Raw genomic sequence first — 16,133 nt, forward strand, 5'->3', positions numbered from 1 at the left:
GAGGCCTACCCCGCCCGCTCGGCTTTTACCCGGATCTCGACGCCGATGGCCTTGGACACCCAGTCGCCGCCCGCGCCGGATGCCATGCCCATGTTCAGCGCAGCGCGGTCCAGCTCCAGCCGGCCTGCGACCGTGGCCGTCCCGCTCGCCTCGTCTAAGGTGAAGGGCAGGACGACCGGGACCGTCGTCGCCTTGATCCGCAGGGTTCCGGTCGCCTCATAGCGGTTTCCGCCCAGCGCCTTGAACGCCGTCGCCTGGAACCGGGCGGTCGGATAAGTCCCGGTATCGAACCATTCGGCGCCCGGCAGGCTGCCTTCCTGAGTGGCGTCGCCCGTCTTCGCCGAACCGGTCTGGATCGTCACGACGGCTTTCGAGCCTGCCAGATCGGCCGGGTCGAACCAGATCTGCGCATCCCACTGCTCGAACTGGCCGGTGAAGGCCTTGCCGGCGTGGGTTCCGGTGAACTGGATCGTCGAGGCGGCCTTGTCCACGGTCCAGGCGGCGGCCGTGCCCGGCGTCACGGCGGCGTCGGCCGCAGGCGCAGCGGCGGGTGCCGAGGCGACCGCCTGCCCTTCCGCCTTGGGCGCAGGCCTGGCGGCCAGACCGAAGGCGGCGCCGATCACGACCACGAAGGCCACGCCAGCCAGCCGCTCGGCCCAGCGCAGGGCCGGCGTCGGATCCGGCGCAACGCCCTGGCTGTCGTCGCCATGCGGCAGGATCGGGATCATGTGCGACAGCACGCCGTCTCGATCCAGAAACTGATGCTTCAACGCCGCTCCGACGTGAAGAACGATTAGGACGATCGCGCCCCAGGCCAGCTTGCTGTGCGCGCCCATGGCCATCCACGCCGTAGCGCGGCGGGCCGCTTCGGAAACATGCTCGATGAAGGGCAGATGCGGAATGGTGAACAGGCCGAACCAGCTGGTCGCCACGGCCAGCGGCGTGTCCGTGACCACGGCCCAGCCGGTCGAGACATAGGCCCACCCCGTCAACGGCAATGCCAGCATCAGGGCGTAGAAGGCGGCGTGCGTCGCCCTCGCGGCGAACTGCTCCCACCCCTTCATAGCGCCCGGCAGGGCCGGAACCGGATGCGTCAGCCGCCACACGATCCTCAGCACCGTCAGCGCCAGGATCAGGAAACCGATCGACTTGTGAATCTGAAAGACGCGATAGGCCAGCGCCTGGCTGTCCGGCTCGGCGATGGCGTCGCTCATCCACCAGCCCATCGGGATCATCGCCAGCAAGGCGATCGCGATGATCCAGTGCAGTGCGATGGCGACGGCGCTGTAGCGGTTGGGCCTCTCGGTCCGAAGACGGGCGATCATGAAATGTCTCGCGGCAAGCGGTGCATGAGAGGGGCGGAGCCTTAAGGCCCCGCCCCTTATAGCTTATCCCAAGCCGTCAGGCAGCCGGAGCGGCCGGGGCGACTTCCTTGATGAACTCGGCGTCGAAGCGAATGGTCACCTCGTCGCCGACCGGGCCCAGCGGCATGCCGAAGTCGGTGCGCTTGAACTTGCCTTCAGCCGCAAAACCGATGGCAGGCGCCGGCACGAAGGGGTGCTTCTCCAGGTCGCCGTTGAACGTGGCGTCCAGGGTCACCGGCTTGGTGACGCCCAGGAAGGTCAGGTCGCCCGTCACCTTCGCCGTGCGCGCGCCGGTCAGCTCGACCTTGGTCGATTTGAAGGTGATCTGCGGGAAGGCCGTGGCGTTCAGGAAGTTCTTGTTCTTGGCGATATCTTCGCTCCAGCTCTTAAAGCCGGTGGCGGCGTGGGTGCCGACGTAGTCGCCCTGATAGTTGGCGTCGACCGAGGTCGGGTCGATGGTCGCCTCGACCGTGCTGTTGGCCAGGTTGGCGGTGTCCAGCGTGATCTTGGCGTCGAACTTGTTGAAGCGCGCCGTGTAATTCGAGATCGAGTTGTGCGGCAGCGACCACTGCAGCGAGGCGTGGGTCGGGTCCATCACATAGACGCCCGAGGTCGCCTTCAGCGCGACCGGAGCGGTCGAGGCGGCGTCGGTCGTCGGGGCGCCGGCAGTGTCGGCGGGCTGGCTGCAGGCGGCCAGCAGGGCGGCGGCCGAAACGGCGATCAGGGCGGCTTTGATCTTCATGGGGGAGAAAACCTCAATCAGGCGGTTGAAACGATAACTGGACAGAAAGTCCGCAAACAGGTCGTGTGTCGGCTCGGCCTCGCCGTCGCGACTGCAACAGTATAAGTTGCCATTAACGCGCTTCAAGTCCCTGCATCACGAAAATCGTCATTCAGCTCACGAAAGCAGGATTGAGGTGCGCCCGGCGGCGACGGCGCCTATCCTCGCGACTCACATGACCATCCGCCGCCTCCCCCCCGAAACCGTCAACCGCATCGCCGCCGGCGAAGTGGTGGAACGCCCGGCCAGCGCCATCAAGGAACTGGTGGAGAACGCCATCGACGCGGGCGCCCGCAGCATTGAGATCCAGGCGGACGGCGGCGGCCTGACCCGCATCCTGATCGCCGACGACGGCAAGGGCATCCCGCGCGACGAACTGCCCGTCGCCATCGAGCGCCACGCCACCTCGAAGCTCAAGCCGGACGACGCAGGCGACGTGGACCTGCTGCGCATCTTCACCCTGGGCTTCCGGGGCGAGGCCCTGCCCTCCATCGGCTCGGTCGCCCGGCTGAACATCACGACCCGCGCCAAAGCCGAGGCGGGTCAACCCCAGAACGAGGCCTGGGCCGTCTCCGTCGAGGGCGGCGCCCAGCGGCCCCTGTCGCCCGCCGCCTTCCCTGGCCCGCATGGCGCCCGGGTCGAGGTGCGCGACCTGTTTTACGCCACCCCCGCCCGGCTGAAGTTCATGAAGTCCGAGCGCGCCGAGGCCATGGCCATCTCCGAAGAGATCAAGCGCCAGGCCATGGCGCACGAGGCGGTGGCCTTCACCCTGTCATTGGACGGCAAGACGACGCTGCGCCTGCCCGCCGAACATCCCGGCGACGAGGGGCGGCTGAAACGTCTCGGCGCGCTTCTGGGCCGCGACTTTGAGGCCAACGCCCTGCTGATCGATCAGGAGCGCGACGGCGTGCGCCTGTCCGGCTATGCGGGCCTGCCGACCTATTCGCGCGGCAATGCGGCGCACCAGTTCCTGTTCGTCAACGGACGGCCGGTGCGCGACCGCCTGCTGCAGGGCGCCCTGCGCGGCGCCTACGCCGACTTCCTGGCGCGCGACCGGCACCCGGCGGCGGCCCTCTTCATCGACATCGACCCGCTGTATGTCGATGTGAACGTCCACCCGGCGAAGGCCGAGGTGCGCTTCCGCGACCCGGCCCTGGTGCGCGGCCTGATCGTCGGCGCCCTGCGCCACGCCTTGCACGCGGCGGGGCACCGCGCCTCGACCACGGTCGCCGCCGACGCCTTGTCAGGATTCCGGCCGCATACGGGCGAGGCCCTCTGCAGCCCGGCCGCGCCACAGTCGTTCAGCAACGCCGCGCCCGGCTGGAGCGGATGGCAGGGCTGGTCGCAACCGGCCGCCGCCGCCCAAAACCTGCCCGGCCTCAACGAACGATCCGCCCGCGTCGAGCATACATGGAGCGGCGAAGCCTCCGCCCCCAGCTTCCGCACCCTGGGCGAGATTCAGGCCGAACACGCGGGCCAGATCACGCCCGGCGCGCCTGCCCCCGTCGATCTGATCGACTACCCGCTGGGCGCCGCGCGGGCCCAGTTGCATGGCACCTACATCGTCGCCCAGACCCGCGACGGCCTGGTCGTGGTCGATCAGCACGCCGCCCACGAACGCCTGGTCTATGAACGGATGAAGGTCCAGATGGCCGAGGGGGCGGTCACCCGTCAGGCTCTGCTGACCCCCGAAGTGGTCGAGCTGGATCCCGCCGAAGCCGAGCGCGTCGCCGCCAAGGCCGAGGAATTGGCCGAGATGGGCCTGATCGTCGAGGCGTTCGGCGCGGGCGCGGTGCTGGTTCGGGAAACCCCGGCCCTGCTGGGCGACACGGACGTTCAGGGCCTGATCCGCGACATCGCCGACGACCTGTCGGAACACGGCGCCGCCCTGTCGCTGAAGGAGCGCATGGCCGAGGTCTGCGGCACCATGGCCTGCCACGGCAGCGTCCGCGCCGGCCGGGTTCTCAGCGCCCCCGAGATGAACGCCCTGCTGCGCCAGATGGAGGCCACGCCTCACTCCGGCCAGTGCAACCACGGCCGCCCGACCTACGTCGAGCTGAAACTCAACGACCTCGAGAAGCTGTTCGGGCGGCGCTGACCGCCAACCCCCGCCACCGCGGCGAACAATCGGGGTTCATTTCCCCAAAGGCTCAGGAGCCGGTCAGATGCAGTGCTTGCGGCGGAAGTCTTCCTTGAACAAGGCCGCGTTCTGAGGCTTCCGGATCCAGGCCTCGTGCCGCCTCTTCTCGACCTCCAACACTGGAAACCAGGTTCGTTTGAGATTGGCGTCCTGATCGCAACGGTCGTCCACCGTTTCAACCAAGTTCCAGACCATCCCGGCGTATATTTCGTAGCGTCGCCGGTTCTTGATCGAGCGCTTGTCCTTCCCCTCCAAGGGCGGAGGAATGCTGGCGGCCGGATAGTCCAGCGCCGCGCGCTGCAGGTCGAAATAGAGTCGATCTAATTCCGCGTAGGTGACGTCACGCAGTTGGCGCGACACGTCCCTGATTGCGCGCCAGGCGCCCCAGAAAGCGAGAGCGAACGCTAGGAGGGCGGCAATATCCTCCAGACTTATGGTCCCGTCCAATGTGAAGGCCATGCGCATTCTCCACGGAAGACCCACTGAACCCGCATGCGCGCGCATTTAACAAATCACAGTTCGTTGAAATGCTGGAGGTCGATAGGGGCCGCCCGCGTCGCCAGATTAGAACGCCTCAGAGGCTGAGCGCCTCGACCAACCCGCTGGCCTTGCCGCCCGACACCACCTCGCCGCCGCCGATAGCGTAAACCACGCCGTCCACGCTGGCCGCCGCCAGGCCGTGCCGGGGCGTCCGCATCACCGGACCCGCCGCCCAGGCGTCGCGGGTCGGCTCATAAATCCAGGTCTCGGCGAAGACCCCGCCGCCCGGCCGGTCGAACCATTCTCCGCCGAAGGCGACCAGCCTGCCGCCCGCCCCCGCCATGGCCAGGCCGCCCCCGACCTGCTTTCCGGTCGCCGGCGAGGCCGGAATCGGGGCCAGCGTGTCCCAGCGGTCTTCGGCGGGATCATAGCGGTCCAGCCGCCCCGTTCCGCCGCCATCCACCGTGCGGCCGCCGGCCACGAACAGCTTGCCGCCCAGCACCGCGCCCGCCGCGCTGTTGCGGGCCATCGGCGCCGGCCGCGCCTTGTCCCAGCGGTTGGCGGCGGCGTCGAAGACCAGGTGCGTCGCCACGTCGCCCTGGTCGGTCCACTGCCCGTTCGCTTCGCCCTTGGGCGAGCGGCCGGTGATCAGGTGCACCTGGCCGTCCAGCGACAGGCCCACGGTCTCGCACAGACGCTCGGGCATCTGGCCGACCTGGGCCCAGACGCCTCGGTCGATGGCCCAGACATCCGTCATGGCGGTCCACTCGCCGCCGTCGCGCCGGTCATAGCCACCGAAGGCCCAGACGCGCCCGGCCGCCGCGGCCAGCATCGGGTGATGGCGCGGTTGCGGCAGGCGCGGCCCCTCGCTCCAGCGGTCGGCCCTCGCGTCATAGACGGCGGTTCGATCATTGATGTGAAGTCCGCCTGTGGCCGAGCGCACCAGGCCGCCGGCGACCGTGATCTCGCCGTCCAGCGCTGCGCAATAGATCTCCTGCGTCGGCCACGACATCGAGGCGCGGGGCGTCCAGCCGGTTTCGGCACAGGCTACGGCGGGCGCAACGGCGACGGCGGCGCTTGCGGCGAGGAAGGTGCGGCGGTGCATGGTCATGCGGCCAAGCCTAGCCGTCGCCGCCGCCCCGCGCTAGAAGTCCGGCCCGTCCCCCAATGGGATCGAACCATGTTTGAGATTGTAGCCACGGCATAGGCCCGGACGCTGATCGTCCAGAGGCCTCCTGAGCCCGCCCCGCGCCTCGTTGCGCCGGGCGCGTGTTTTCTTGTGCCTTGGAAATCTCAATCCCATGAACCTGTCACGTGCGGAGCAACGCACGCTCCACGCCCTCGCCCAGGGCGGTCGCATCCTGCTGGAACGCGACGAACAGGGCCGCATCCTGGCCGCGCGCTGCTTCACCCGCGAAGGCTGGGTGCTGGACGGCTGCAACCTGGATCAATGGCGCAGCCTGAAGCGCAAGGGCGTCATCAAGTCCCGCAACGGCGGCCCCTATGTCGTCAACCGCGACGGCCTCAGCCGCCTGCGCAGTCGGGCCGACAACCGGACTTCAGGCCGAAGCTTCTGACGCCCTGAGGAACAGGACGCGCGCGGCGCCGTAGTCGCGCGCGTCCAACCGCTCATAGCCGGGCGTGTCGATGTCGGGCTCGTCCGAGCCGCGCTCGAACACCACGATGGCGCCCGGCGCCAGCCAGCCGCCCTCCAGCAGACGGGCCAGCGTCTGCTCGCCCAGACCCTTGGCATAGGGCGGGTCCAGAAAGGCCAGGGTGAAGGCCTCGCCCGCCGAACCGGGGCGCGGCCCCAGGTCGGTCGCGCTGCGCCGATGCACCCGGCACCGCCCGAACAGGCCATAGGCGTCCATGTTCTCGCGGATCGCGCCGCGCGCGCCGTCGTCCGTATCCACGAACAGACAGAAGGCCGCCCCGCGCGACAGGGCTTCGAAGCCCAGCGCGCCCGAGCCGGCGTACAGGTCGATCACCCGCGCCTCATGCAGCCCCTCGGCCCACGGGGCGTGCTCCAGGACGTTGAAGATCGCCTGACGCGCCCGATCCGATGTCGGCCGCGTGTTCTGCCCCTCGGGCGTGACGATGGCGCGCCCTTTCAGGCTGCCAGCTACGATGCGCATGGGTCAGCCGCGCCCGCGCGGGCCGCCGCGACCGCCGCCGCCCGAAGGCTTGCCGCCGAAAGGCCTGCCGCCAGAGGGCTTGGCTCCGAACGGCTTACTCCCGAACGGCCTGCCCTCGCCGCGAGGCCCGCCGGGCCGGTCGCCCGACCGCTCGCCAAAGCGGTCGTTAGGACGCGCGTCGGAACGCCCGCCCGCGCCGCCGGGACGGCCGAAAGGCTTATCGCCGGGCTTGCCGCCCCGGCGACCGCCCTTGGGCGGGCCGCGACGGTCGTCGATGAACTGGTCGGCGCGCGGTTCGCGCGGCTTGAACGGGCGGCGCGGGCGGTCGTCGTTCCCAGCGCCTTCACCCTCGCCCGGACGGGCGCGCGGCTTGAAGCTCTTGGAATGCTCGAACTTCGGCTTGGCCTTGGCCCAGCCGTCCTTCTTGGCGGGTTTGCCGAACTCGGCGCCCTCTTCGGCCGCCGTTTCAGCGGCGCGCACGCGGCTGGGCTTGCGCGACGGGTCGGACATGGCCGAGCCGGACTTGCCGCGCACGATCGGCGTGCCGGTGCGGCGGCCGGGCGTCGGCGCGGGCGTTTCGACCGTGTTGCCAGTCGGCAGGTTCTCGGGCCGGATATGCTCGGCCAGCATCTCGCGGATCACGCGCGGCCCGACTTCTTCGACCGCGCCGACCGGCAGGGTGCCGAGCTGGAACGGACCGTAGGCCAGGCGGATCAGGCGGTTGACCGTCAGGCCGACGCTCTCCAGCACCTTGCGGACCTCCCGGTTCTTGCCCTCGGTGATCTGGACGCTGAGCCACAGATTGGCCGAGGACTTCTCGCCGTCGGCCTTTTCCTTGGCCTTGTCGATGGTGGCTTCGACCGGACCATAGCGGATCCCGTCGACGACCACGCCGTCCTTCAGCTTGTCCAACTGCTCCTGGGTGATGCGGCCGCGCGCACGGGCGCGATACTGACGCACCAGGGCGGTGTCAGGAAGTTCCAGCGCCCGGCTCAGTTCGCCGTCGTTGGTCAGCAGCAGCAGACCCTCGGTCGCCAGATCGAGGCGGCCGACCGAAATCACGCGCGGCAGGCCGCTGGGCAGGGCGTCGAACACATTGGGACGGCCCGCCGGGTCGTTGTGGCTGGTGATCAGGCCCGCAGGCTTGTGATAGCGCCAGACGCGCGTGGCCTGAGCGGCGCCGATCGGTTTGCCGTCGACGGTGATCTTGTCGTCGCGCTTCACCAGCACGGCGGGCGTGTCCAGGATGCGGCCGTTCACCGCCACCTTGCCCAGACCGATCAGCCGTTCGACCTCGCGGCGCGAGGCGATGCCGGCGCGGGCCATGACCTTGGCGATTCGCTCGGTGCGCTCGGGCGCCTTGGCTTCCGCTCCAGGCTTGCCCCCGGACCGGCCCTCAGCGCGGTCGCGGGGCTTCCCGCCCGGCTTGCCGTCCTTGTCGAAGGGCTTTCGCGGGCCCTTGTCGGCGAAATTACGGGGACCGCGCGCACCGTCGTCTTGACGGGAGCGGGGCTTCTTGTCGTTGTCTTTGGGATGGCGATCCATGATGAGCGGTTCATGAGCATGGCGCTCGATCTGGCGCAAGCGGCGGCTGAGGCTGGCGAGGTGCCGGTCGGGGCCGTGATCGTGGACGAAAACACCGGCGAAGTGCTTGGGCGCGGGCAAAATGGGCCCATCACGGCCCATGATCCGACCGCTCATGGCGAGATCATCGCGCTGCGCGATGCAGCGGCGACGTTGCAGAATTATCGCCTTACGGACCTAACCCTCTATGTCACCCTAGAGCCGTGCGCCATGTGCGCGGGCGCCATCAGCCACGCCCGCATCGGCCGGGTGGTCTGGGGAGCCGACGATCCCAAGGGCGGCGCCGTGCTGCACGGCGGGCGGTTCTTCGACCAGCCGACCTGTCACTGGCGGCCCTCGACCGAAGGCGGCGTCCTGGCCGACGCGGCCGCCGAGATGCTTCGCGGCTTCTTCCGCTCCCGGCGGAAACCCCGGGCAGGAACGCCGGGCGACACCGGGCGTTGAAGCTCCAAGCTTGACCTTGAGAGGGCCTCCATTGCCGACCCGCACCCTATGGCCGACCGTCGCCGTTTCCGCCCTCGTTCTGTTGTCGGCCTGTGAGCAGGAGCCGCGCGAGGCGCCGACGGACGGCGACGCGGTGCGCCAGCGCGCCATCGACGCCCAGACCGCCCGCCGCCGCACCGGCGCAGAACTTCAGGACCGCGCGCTGAACCGCGTCATTCACGCGGTTTACCTCTGCAACAACTCCGAGCGGCTGTCGGTCGATTTCGACAACCCACGCCAGATGGCGACCGTGCGCAATTCCAACGGCGAAGCGGTCGATCTGTATCAGGAGCGCGCCGCTGACGGCATCTGGTATCGCGCCTCGGGCTATGAACTGCGCGGCAAGGGCGTCATGGCGACATGGAGCGCCGCCAATCGCGAACCGACCGAGTGCCGGGCGGTCGACTAGGCCTCCGCCGCGCCCTCTCCGATCAGGAAGGCGCGCACCGCCTCCGCGTCCACGTCCCTGTCCGTGAAAGCCTCGCCCACGCGCCGCGCCAGGATCAGCGTCAGACGCCCGCCCTCGGCCTTCTTGTCCCCCGCCATGCGCGCGATCAACGCGTGGGCGGCGAAGCGATGATCCACGTCCGACAACCGCGTCGGCAGGCCAGCCGCGCGTATGCCCGCCTCTGCGCGATCAGCCTCGGACGCCGGGCACAGACCCTGCTGCGCCGAATAGCGGAAGGCCAAGGCGCAACCCAACGCCACCGCCTCGCCGTGGGTCAGGGTGTCTGCGAAAGCCAGCTCGGCCTCCAACGCGTGGCCGAAGGTGTGGCCCAGGTTCAGCAGGGCGCGGCGGCCCGCCTCCTTCTCGTCCTCGCCGACGATCTGGGCCTTGATCTCGACCGAGCGGATCACCGCCCTCTCCAGCGCATCCGGGTCGCCGCTTGCCCCGGCCGCGCCCTCCCCGCCAAGCCAGTCGAAGAAGGCCGCGTCGCAGATCAGGCCGTGCTTCAGCACCTCGGCCCAGCCCGAGCGCACCTGACGTACAGGCAAGGTGGCGAGCGCCTCGATGTCCGCCAGCACCCGGCGCGGCTGGTGGAAGGCGCCGATCAAGTTTTTACCGCGCGGCGTATCGATCGCCGTCTTGCCGCCGACCGAGGAATCCACCTGGGCCAGCAGGGTGGTTGGAATTTGCACGAAATCGATGCCGCGCATGAACAGGGCGGCCGCCAGGCCGGCCAGGTCGCCCACCACGCCGCCGCCCAGGGCGACGACCATGCTCTTTCGATCGAGCCCCTCGGCCAGCAGGCGATCCAGAACAGCCTCAAGCTGTTCAAACGACTTGGAGGCCTCCCCCGCCGGGACGGTCGCCAGCCCCGTCGCCAGACCCGCCGCCGCCAGGGAGGCGCGCACCGTCTCGCCGTGAATGGCCGCCACCGTCTCATCGCTGACGATGAAGGCCCGCGACGGCCTCAGGGCCGCGACCTCGGCCCCCGCCGCCTTCAGCAAGCCCCGCCCGACCACGACCTCATAGGGGGCGAAGGCGCCGCCCGCGACCGGGATCGTCGTCGTCATCGCTTGGTCTCCTGCCGCCCGAACCGGCGCAACTGTTTCAGAATGGCGTCCACGGCCTGACCGTGCGAGCCGCCGCCCACATCGACGGTCACATCGGCCTGTGCGTAGATGGGGTAGCGCGCCCGCGCCAACTCGTTCAGCGCCACCAGCGGGTCGCGTCCGCGCAACAGGGGGCGCGTGTCGCGCCGGCCTACACGTTCGGCGATCACCTTCAGATCGGCCCGCATCCAGACGCTGACAGCGTGTTGCTTCATCAAGGCGCGCGTATCGGGGTTGAGCACTGCGCCGCCCCCGGTCGCCAACACGATCGGCGGCCCTTCCAGCAGGCGGCGCATCACCCGCGCCTCGCCCGCCCGGAACTCGGCCTCGCCGCGCGAGGCGAAGATCTCGCTGACGGTCATGCCCGCCGCTTCCTCGATCACCTGATCCCCATCGGCGAACGGCAGGCCCAGCCTTTGAGCCAGCCGTCGCCCCACGGTCGATTTCCCGACGCCCATCAGCCCCACCAGGGCTATGGTGCGGACAGAAGACAGCGGGAAGGAATCAGGCGAGGCGTCGGAAGGCATGGCTCCTATACCCTCTACACGAGACGCCGCCCGGCTCCACACCTCAGAAGAGACGACCTGACACGGCATGACACCGCAGATCGAAGCCTTCCTTGAGATGATGGCGGTCGAGCGCGACGCCTCGCCCCATACGCTGGCCGCCTATGGCCGGGACCTGGCGGATGCGGAAAACTGGCTGGGCGACGGGGGCCTGATGGCTGCGCCGCAGGAGGCGCTGGAGGCGTGGTTCGCCGATCTGTCCCGGCGCGGGCTGTCCGCCGCCACCGCCGCGCGCCGCCGCGCCTCCGTGCGACAGTTCTACCGCTTCGCCCTGGGCGAAGGCTGGCGGGCCGATGATCCGTCGCGCCGTCTCGATGCGCCCAAGCAGGGACGCAGCCTGCCCAAAACCCTGAGCCGCGACGAGGTCGAGGCCCTGCTGGCCGCCGCCGGCGCCGCAGACAACTCCGCGGGCCTGCGCCTGATCGCCCTGGTCGAGATGGCCTACGCCTCGGGCCTGCGCGTGTCCGAGTTGCTGGGGCTCAAGGTCGAGGCCGTGCGGCGCGATCCGGCCTATCTGATCGTGCGCGGCAAGGGTGGAAAGGAGCGTCTGGCGCCCCTCAACGCTGCCGCGCGGGAAGCCATCAAGGCCTGGCTCGACGCCCGCGACGCCGCGCGCAAATCCGGCGCGCCCGATAGTCCGTGGCTGTTTCCTTCCCATGGCAAGAGCGGCCATCTGACCCCGCGCCGCTTCGCCCAGCTGCTGGATCAGGCGGCCGTTTCAGCCGGGATAGACCCGTCGCGCGTCAGCCCCCACGTCCTGCGCCACGCCTTCGCCACCCACCTGCTGGAAGGCGGGGCCGACCTGCGCGTGGTTCAGACCCTGCTCGGCCACGCCGACATCTCGACCACCCAGATCTACACCCACGTCGCCACCGACCGCCTGTCCCAGGTGGTCCAGGCCAACCATCCTCTGGCGAAGGACGACTGAACCCGCGCTTGCTCCGAAGCGTTCGGCGCTCTAGGTTCCGCCGCCTTCCGTAGCGCAATGCGCGCTTCCTCCTCACGGACGCCTAATGGCCACGCACTATCTCGAATTCGAAAAGCCGATCGCCGAACTGGACGCCAAGATCGCCGAGTTGTCGCTGCTGGCGCCGACCAGCGGATCCTTCGAGACCGAGATCGCTGCCCTGCGCAAGAAGGCCGACGCCATGCGCACGAAGGCCTACGCCAACCTTGACCCGTGGATGCGCACCCAGGTCGCGCGCCACCCGCAACGTCCCCACTTCATCGACTACGTCGACGGCCTGTTCACAGACTTCGTGGAACTGCACGGCGATCGTCAGTTCGGCGACGACCAGGCGATCCTGGGCGGTCTGGCCCGTTTCCGCGGCCAACCGGTCGTGATCATGGGCCATGAAAAGGGCCACGACACCCAGACCCGCATCGTCCACAACTTCGGCATGGCCCGGCCCGAGGGCTATCGCAAGGCCGTGCGCCTGATGGACATGGCCGAGCAGTTCGGCCTGCCCGTCCTGACCTTCGTCGACACCGCCGGCGCCTATCCAGGTCTGGGCGCCGAGGAGCGCGGCCAGGCTGAGGCTATCGCCCGTTCGACCGAGCGCGGCCTGACGCTGGGCGTCCCCTCCATCGCCACGGTGACGGGCGAAGGCGGTTCGGGCGGCGCCATCGCCATCGCCGCCGCAAGCCGGGTGCTGATGCTGGAGCACTCCATCTATTCGGTCATCTCGCCGGAAGGCGCGGCGGGCATCCTGTGGCGCGACGGCTCGCGGGCCAAGGACGCGGCCAACGCCATGAAAATCACGGCGCCGGACCTGATCGAGCTGAAGATCGTCGACCGCGTAATCCCCGAGCCGCTGGGCGGCGCCCACGCCGACCGCGAAAAAGCGATCCAGAACGTGGGCCAGGTGCTGGAAGAAGAACTCAAGGCCATGTCCGGCCTGTCGGCCGAGCAGTTGAAGAAGCAGCGCGCCGACCGTTTCTACGCCATCGGCCGTCTGGGCTGATCGGACGCGCGAGCCGTTGCAAGGCGGCTCTTCGGCGTCGAAGCTGCGCCGATGCGATTCGTCCAAGGTTCCGTAATGCGTGATTCGAGGCTCTCATGCGCAGCATGAACGGGGTCGGCGAAACCCTGCGCGAAAGTGCGGTCTTCAACTTCGATGTGGCGATGACCATGGTCATCGACGACTCCCCGTTCGCGATGGAGCTGACGACTCAGGCTCTGCTAGGGTTCGGCATCAAGGTCCGCCATGCGTGCGCCCAAGCGGCGGAAGCCATCAAGGTCCTGCAGACCCACCCGGTCGATCTGATCCTGGTGGACTGCGAAATGCCGGGCATGAGCGGCTATGAGTTCGTGCGTTGGCTGCGTCGCTCGGGGCTGGAGCCGAACGCCTATGCGCCCGTCATCATGACCGCCGCCCACGTTCGCCGCTCCAAGGTGTCTGAGGCGCGCGACTGCGGGGCCAACTTCCTGATCACCAAGCCGTTCAGCGCAGGCGTGCTGCTGGAACGTATCGTCTGGGTGGCCAAGGATAATCGCCCCTTCCTGGAGGTCGGCGACTATTTCGGCCCGGACCGTCGTTTCAGGGAGGAACCCTGGCCCGGTCCCGAGCGTCGTTCCGAGGAGATCCGCAAGACGGAATTCGAGGCCCAGCGAAGAGGCTCGATCAATCTATGACCATCATCACGCACAATCGTCGTCGCTCGCGCCTGTCGACCCTGATCGACCAGCCCGGCGGCGTCAGCGTCGGAACCGCGCTGAAGCAGGCGCGCGCCAACCTGGCGGAATATGAGCCCCGCAGCCGAGAGGTCATCGAGGCACAGGTGTCCGCTTTGGCGGGCATGAAGCCGCCCTCCAGTCCTGACGAAGCCTCCGCCGCTCTGGATCAGGCCTATGCCCGCTCCAGCGCCGTGATCGATGCGGCCGGGCCATTCGAGATGAAGGACATCTGCACCGCCGCCGCCAATCTGTGCGACCTGATCGACGCTGCGCCGGAAGATCAGGCGTTCGACTGGCGGATCGTCACCGTCCACGCCCAGGCGCTGCGCCTGCTGCTGACGCTGCCGAGCGAGGCCGACGACGCCCGCGCCCAGGTGCTGGACAGCCTCAAGGACGTGCTGAAGGCCAAGGTCCCCGGCGCCAAGGACTAAGTTCAGTCAGGTTTGAGGGGCCTGCGTCCTGGCGCCGCGCGTCTGTTTGCGCCACAGGGCCGCATATTCCCCGCCCTGGCGCGCCACCAGCTCATGGTGGGCGCCGCGCTCGACCACGCGGCCCGCCTTGAGCACCAAGATCTGATCGGCGTCGGCCACGGTGGACAGGCGGTGGGCCACCACGAGGGTCGTGCGCCCTGCCCTCGCCTTGCGCAGCGTCTTCTGAATGGCCGCTTCAGTGCGGCTGTCCAGGGCGCTGGTGGCCTCGTCCAGGATCAGGATGCAGGGATCGGCCAGCAGGGCGCGGGCGATGCCGACACGCTGGCGCTCGCCGCCGGAGAGCTTCAGGCCTCGCTCGCCGACGCGGGTCTCCATGCCCTCGGGCAGACTGCGGATGAAGTCGGCCAGTTCGGCGCCCTCGGCTGCGGCCCAGATCGCCGCGTCGTCCGCATCAGGACGGGCGAAGGCGATATTGGCGGCGATGGTGTCGTTGAACAGGGCCACGTCCTGCGGGACCAGGGCCACGGCGGACCGCAGCGACGCCTGGGTCAGGCCGCGCGCGTCCCGACCGTCGATCAGCACCGCGCCTTCCTGTGGGTCCAGCAGGCGCAAAGCCAGTTTGACGATGGTCGACTTGCCCGCGCCGGACGGCCCCACCAGGGCGGTCGTCGTGCCGGCGGCCGTGACGAAGCTGACGTCGTCCAGCCCCGCCGCCCGCGCATCATGCCGGAAGCCCACATGATCAAAGACGATCTCGGCGCCGCCACCGCTCTCAGGCCGGGTCAGGGCCACGGCGTCGGGCGCGTCCGCCACCTGCGGCGCTTGTCGCGTCACCTTAAGCATCTCCTCCATGTCTATGAAGGACTGGCGGATTTCTCGATAGGCGAAGCCCAGGATGTTCAGCGGCGCATAGAGGGAGATCATGATCAGCACGGCGGCCGTCACATCGCCCGGCCCCATCCGTCCAGCCGCCGCCTCGAACCCGGCCATGACCGCCATGACGCCCAGGCCGACATTCATGATCAGGCCCTGGATCAGGTTCAGCGCCGCCAGGGAGGTGTTCGCCTTCAGCGAGGCCTGAACATAGGTCGATAGGGATCGGTCATAGGCCTCGGCCGCGCGGCTTTCGGCGCCGAACGACTTAACCGTCTCATAATTCAGCAGGGCGTCCACCGACAGGCCCGCCGCCTCGCTGTCGGCGGCGTTCATGGCGCGCCGGTGCTCCAGCCGCCAGTTGGCCATGGCGAAGGTCGTGATCGCATAGACCAGCACGACCGCCACCGCGACCGCGCCGAAACGCCAGTCGTATTTGCCGCCCAGCACCGCCGCCGCCAGCAGCAGCTCCAGCACCGTCGGCCCCAGATTGAACATCAGGATGCGCAGCAGGAAGTCGACGGCGCGCGAGCCCCGGTCCATCACGCGCGACAAGGCGCCGGATCGCTTGGTCTGGTGGAAATCCAGCGACAGGCTGAGGGCGTGGGCGAAGGTCTCGGCCGCCGTCTTTCGCTGGGCCGCCGCGCGCACGGGGGCGAACACCACGTCCGACAACTGCGGCGTCGCCGCTGACAGGAAGCGCACCACAGCCCAGCCCACGGCGAAGGCGGCGAAGCCCAGCCCCACGGACGCCGCGGGCCCCTGATCGGCCGCCAGATGGTTGACCGCCGCGCCCAGCACCAGAGGGGCGAGCACGCCCAACCCCTTGCCCGCCAGCGTGAGCAGGATCGCGCCCGTCACGCGCCAGGGCAGTTGCGGCGCGCCGGACCGCGCCACGACGCCGATCAGATTCTTCAGCGCCTCCAGCGTCGGCGGCGCGTCCTGCTGAGAGGGATCGACGCCAGCGTTCATGGCCTTGGTCGCGACATCGCCGCGCCGTCCCGAGCGTTCACCCCGCATCGCCGCGCTCCGCCGTCGTCATGCCATCGAGGCGGAACCGGA

At 69.2% G+C, this 16,133-nt stretch carries 17 protein-coding genes; 8 read left to right on the plus strand and 9 right to left on the minus strand.

Annotated features, from left to right (window positions below; genetic code table 11):
- Positions 1–5: 5 nt before the first annotated feature.
- Together PIB44_RS08740 and PIB44_RS08745 are read right to left on the minus strand one after the other, a co-directional pair.
- Positions 6–1,325, minus strand: coding sequence for a YceI family protein (locus PIB44_RS08740; protein WP_278069078.1), 1,320 nt, complete (start codon positions 1,323–1,325; stop codon positions 6–8).
- A gap of 76 nt (positions 1,326–1,401) precedes the next feature.
- The gene (locus PIB44_RS08745; protein WP_278069079.1) at positions 1,402–2,106 is read right to left on the minus strand and encodes a YceI family protein; all 705 of its coding nucleotides are present in this window, start codon (positions 2,104–2,106) and stop codon (positions 1,402–1,404) included.
- A gap of 214 nt (positions 2,107–2,320) precedes the next feature.
- Here PIB44_RS08745 and mutL point away from each other — a divergent pair, with 214 nt between their 5' ends.
- Positions 2,321–4,243 (plus strand): DNA mismatch repair endonuclease MutL, encoded by a 1,923-nt coding sequence (mutL, locus tag PIB44_RS08750; protein WP_278069080.1) that lies wholly within the window; start codon positions 2,321–2,323, stop codon positions 4,241–4,243.
- A 63-nt stretch (positions 4,244–4,306) separates the two neighbouring features.
- Here the strand turns inward: mutL and PIB44_RS08755 are convergent, their stop codons facing one another.
- Both PIB44_RS08755 and PIB44_RS08760 read right to left on the minus strand, forming a co-directional pair.
- On the minus strand, positions 4,307–4,744 hold the full coding sequence (locus tag PIB44_RS08755; RefSeq protein WP_278069081.1) for a hypothetical protein: 438 nt from the start codon (positions 4,742–4,744) through the stop codon (positions 4,307–4,309).
- Between the two features lie 115 nt (positions 4,745–4,859).
- Positions 4,860–5,876 carry a Kelch repeat-containing protein gene (locus tag PIB44_RS08760; protein WP_278069082.1) on the minus strand — a complete coding sequence of 339 codons (1,017 nt, stop codon included), beginning with the start codon at positions 5,874–5,876 and terminating at the stop codon, positions 4,860–4,862.
- A 190-nt stretch (positions 5,877–6,066) separates the two neighbouring features.
- Between PIB44_RS08760 and PIB44_RS08765 the strand changes: the two genes are divergently transcribed.
- Positions 6,067–6,342 carry a YjhX family toxin gene (locus PIB44_RS08765; protein ID WP_003165268.1) on the plus strand — a complete coding sequence of 92 codons (276 nt, stop codon included), beginning with the start codon at positions 6,067–6,069 and terminating at the stop codon, positions 6,340–6,342.
- Here the strand turns inward: PIB44_RS08765 and rsmD are convergent.
- Positions 6,325–6,900 (minus strand): 16S rRNA (guanine(966)-N(2))-methyltransferase RsmD, encoded by a 576-nt coding sequence (gene rsmD / locus PIB44_RS08770; RefSeq protein WP_025977198.1) that lies wholly within the window; start codon positions 6,898–6,900, stop codon positions 6,325–6,327. The genes PIB44_RS08765 and rsmD overlap by 18 nt on opposite strands.
- A gap of 3 nt (positions 6,901–6,903) precedes the next feature.
- Positions 6,904–8,445, minus strand: a complete 1,542-nt coding sequence (locus tag PIB44_RS08775) for a pseudouridine synthase (RefSeq protein ID WP_278069083.1) — start codon at positions 8,443–8,445, stop codon at positions 6,904–6,906.
- A 12-nt stretch (positions 8,446–8,457) separates the two neighbouring features.
- Here PIB44_RS08775 and tadA point away from each other — a divergent pair, with 12 nt between their 5' ends.
- Positions 8,458–8,928 carry a tRNA adenosine(34) deaminase TadA gene (gene tadA / locus PIB44_RS08780; protein WP_278069084.1) on the plus strand — a complete coding sequence of 157 codons (471 nt, stop codon included), beginning with the start codon at positions 8,458–8,460 and terminating at the stop codon, positions 8,926–8,928.
- 31 nt (positions 8,929–8,959) lie between these two features.
- The gene (locus tag PIB44_RS08785; RefSeq protein WP_253121110.1) at positions 8,960–9,376 is read left to right on the plus strand and encodes an MliC family protein; all 417 of its coding nucleotides are present in this window, start codon (positions 8,960–8,962) and stop codon (positions 9,374–9,376) included.
- Here PIB44_RS08785 and aroB read toward each other — a convergent pair.
- On the minus strand, positions 9,373–10,485 hold the full coding sequence (gene aroB / locus PIB44_RS08790; protein ID WP_278069085.1) for a 3-dehydroquinate synthase: 1,113 nt from the start codon (positions 10,483–10,485) through the stop codon (positions 9,373–9,375). The two genes, PIB44_RS08785 and aroB, sit on opposite strands and share 4 nt — an antisense overlap.
- Positions 10,482–11,051, minus strand: coding sequence for a shikimate kinase (locus PIB44_RS08795; protein ID WP_025977203.1), 570 nt, complete (start codon positions 11,049–11,051; stop codon positions 10,482–10,484). The genes aroB and PIB44_RS08795 overlap by 4 nt, the downstream gene beginning before the upstream one ends.
- A gap of 67 nt (positions 11,052–11,118) precedes the next feature.
- On the opposite strand from PIB44_RS08795, the gene PIB44_RS08800 reads away from it, so the two are divergent.
- The 4 genes from PIB44_RS08800 to PIB44_RS08815 all read left to right on the plus strand — a co-directional run bounded on the left by PIB44_RS08800 (position 11,119) and on the right by PIB44_RS08815 (position 14,198).
- A complete protein-coding gene (locus PIB44_RS08800; RefSeq protein WP_278069087.1) occupies positions 11,119–12,018 on the plus strand; it encodes a site-specific tyrosine recombinase XerD in 900 nt (299 codons plus the stop codon).
- 85 nt (positions 12,019–12,103) lie between these two features.
- On the plus strand, positions 12,104–13,054 hold the full coding sequence (locus tag PIB44_RS08805) for an acetyl-CoA carboxylase carboxyltransferase subunit alpha (protein ID WP_134581028.1): 951 nt from the start codon (positions 12,104–12,106) through the stop codon (positions 13,052–13,054).
- Positions 13,055–13,149: 95 nt separating this feature from the next.
- Positions 13,150–13,725, plus strand: a complete 576-nt coding sequence (locus PIB44_RS08810) for a response regulator (RefSeq protein WP_278069089.1) — start codon at positions 13,150–13,152, stop codon at positions 13,723–13,725.
- Entirely contained in the window at positions 13,722–14,198 is a 477-nt protein-coding gene (locus tag PIB44_RS08815; protein ID WP_278069090.1) for a chemotaxis protein CheE, read from the plus strand. Before PIB44_RS08810 ends, PIB44_RS08815 begins: the two co-directional genes overlap by 4 nt.
- 6 nt (positions 14,199–14,204) lie before the next feature.
- Here PIB44_RS08815 and PIB44_RS08820 read toward each other — a convergent pair whose 3' ends face one another.
- Positions 14,205–16,091 (minus strand): ABCB family ABC transporter ATP-binding protein/permease, encoded by a 1,887-nt coding sequence (locus PIB44_RS08820; RefSeq protein ID WP_376787712.1) that lies wholly within the window; start codon positions 16,089–16,091, stop codon positions 14,205–14,207.
- Between the last annotated feature and the right edge of the window lie 42 nt (positions 16,092–16,133).

Origin of the sequence: Brevundimonas sanguinis (genome assembly GCF_029636725.1) — a bacterium.
Classification (GTDB): Bacteria; Pseudomonadota; Alphaproteobacteria; order Caulobacterales; family Caulobacteraceae; genus Brevundimonas; species Brevundimonas sanguinis.

What these genes read in the sequence shown, in the direction of transcription:
- PIB44_RS08740 (WP_278069078.1), bottom strand. Translation starts at nt 1,325, where the DNA reads ATGATCGCCCGTCTTCGGACCGAGAGGCCCAACCGCTACAGCGCCGTC.
- PIB44_RS08745 (WP_278069079.1), bottom strand. Translation starts at nt 2,106, where the DNA reads ATGAAGATCAAAGCCGCCCTGATCGCCGTTTCGGCCGCCGCCCTGCTG.
- mutL (WP_278069080.1), top strand. Translation starts at nt 2,321, where the DNA reads ATGACCATCCGCCGCCTCCCCCCCGAAACCGTCAACCGCATCGCCGCC.
- PIB44_RS08755 (WP_278069081.1), bottom strand. Translation starts at nt 4,744, where the DNA reads ATGGCCTTCACATTGGACGGGACCATAAGTCTGGAGGATATTGCCGCC.
- PIB44_RS08760 (WP_278069082.1), bottom strand. Translation starts at nt 5,876, where the DNA reads ATGACCATGCACCGCCGCACCTTCCTCGCCGCAAGCGCCGCCGTCGCC.
- PIB44_RS08765 (WP_003165268.1), top strand. Translation starts at nt 6,067, where the DNA reads ATGAACCTGTCACGTGCGGAGCAACGCACGCTCCACGCCCTCGCCCAG.
- rsmD (WP_025977198.1), bottom strand. Translation starts at nt 6,900, where the DNA reads ATGCGCATCGTAGCTGGCAGCCTGAAAGGGCGCGCCATCGTCACGCCC.
- PIB44_RS08775 (WP_278069083.1), bottom strand. Translation starts at nt 8,445, where the DNA reads ATGGATCGCCATCCCAAAGACAACGACAAGAAGCCCCGCTCCCGTCAA.
- tadA (WP_278069084.1), top strand. Translation starts at nt 8,458, where the DNA reads ATGAGCATGGCGCTCGATCTGGCGCAAGCGGCGGCTGAGGCTGGCGAG.
- aroB (WP_278069085.1), bottom strand. Translation starts at nt 10,485, where the DNA reads ATGACGACGACGATCCCGGTCGCGGGCGGCGCCTTCGCCCCCTATGAG.
- PIB44_RS08795 (WP_025977203.1), bottom strand. Translation starts at nt 11,051, where the DNA reads ATGCCTTCCGACGCCTCGCCTGATTCCTTCCCGCTGTCTTCTGTCCGC.
- PIB44_RS08800 (WP_278069087.1), top strand. Translation starts at nt 11,119, where the DNA reads ATGACACCGCAGATCGAAGCCTTCCTTGAGATGATGGCGGTCGAGCGC.
- PIB44_RS08805 (WP_134581028.1), top strand. Translation starts at nt 12,104, where the DNA reads ATGGCCACGCACTATCTCGAATTCGAAAAGCCGATCGCCGAACTGGAC.
- PIB44_RS08810 (WP_278069089.1), top strand. Translation starts at nt 13,150, where the DNA reads ATGCGCAGCATGAACGGGGTCGGCGAAACCCTGCGCGAAAGTGCGGTC.
- PIB44_RS08815 (WP_278069090.1), top strand. Translation starts at nt 13,722, where the DNA reads ATGACCATCATCACGCACAATCGTCGTCGCTCGCGCCTGTCGACCCTG.
- PIB44_RS08820 (WP_376787712.1), bottom strand. Translation starts at nt 16,091, where the DNA reads ATGCGGGGTGAACGCTCGGGACGGCGCGGCGATGTCGCGACCAAGGCC.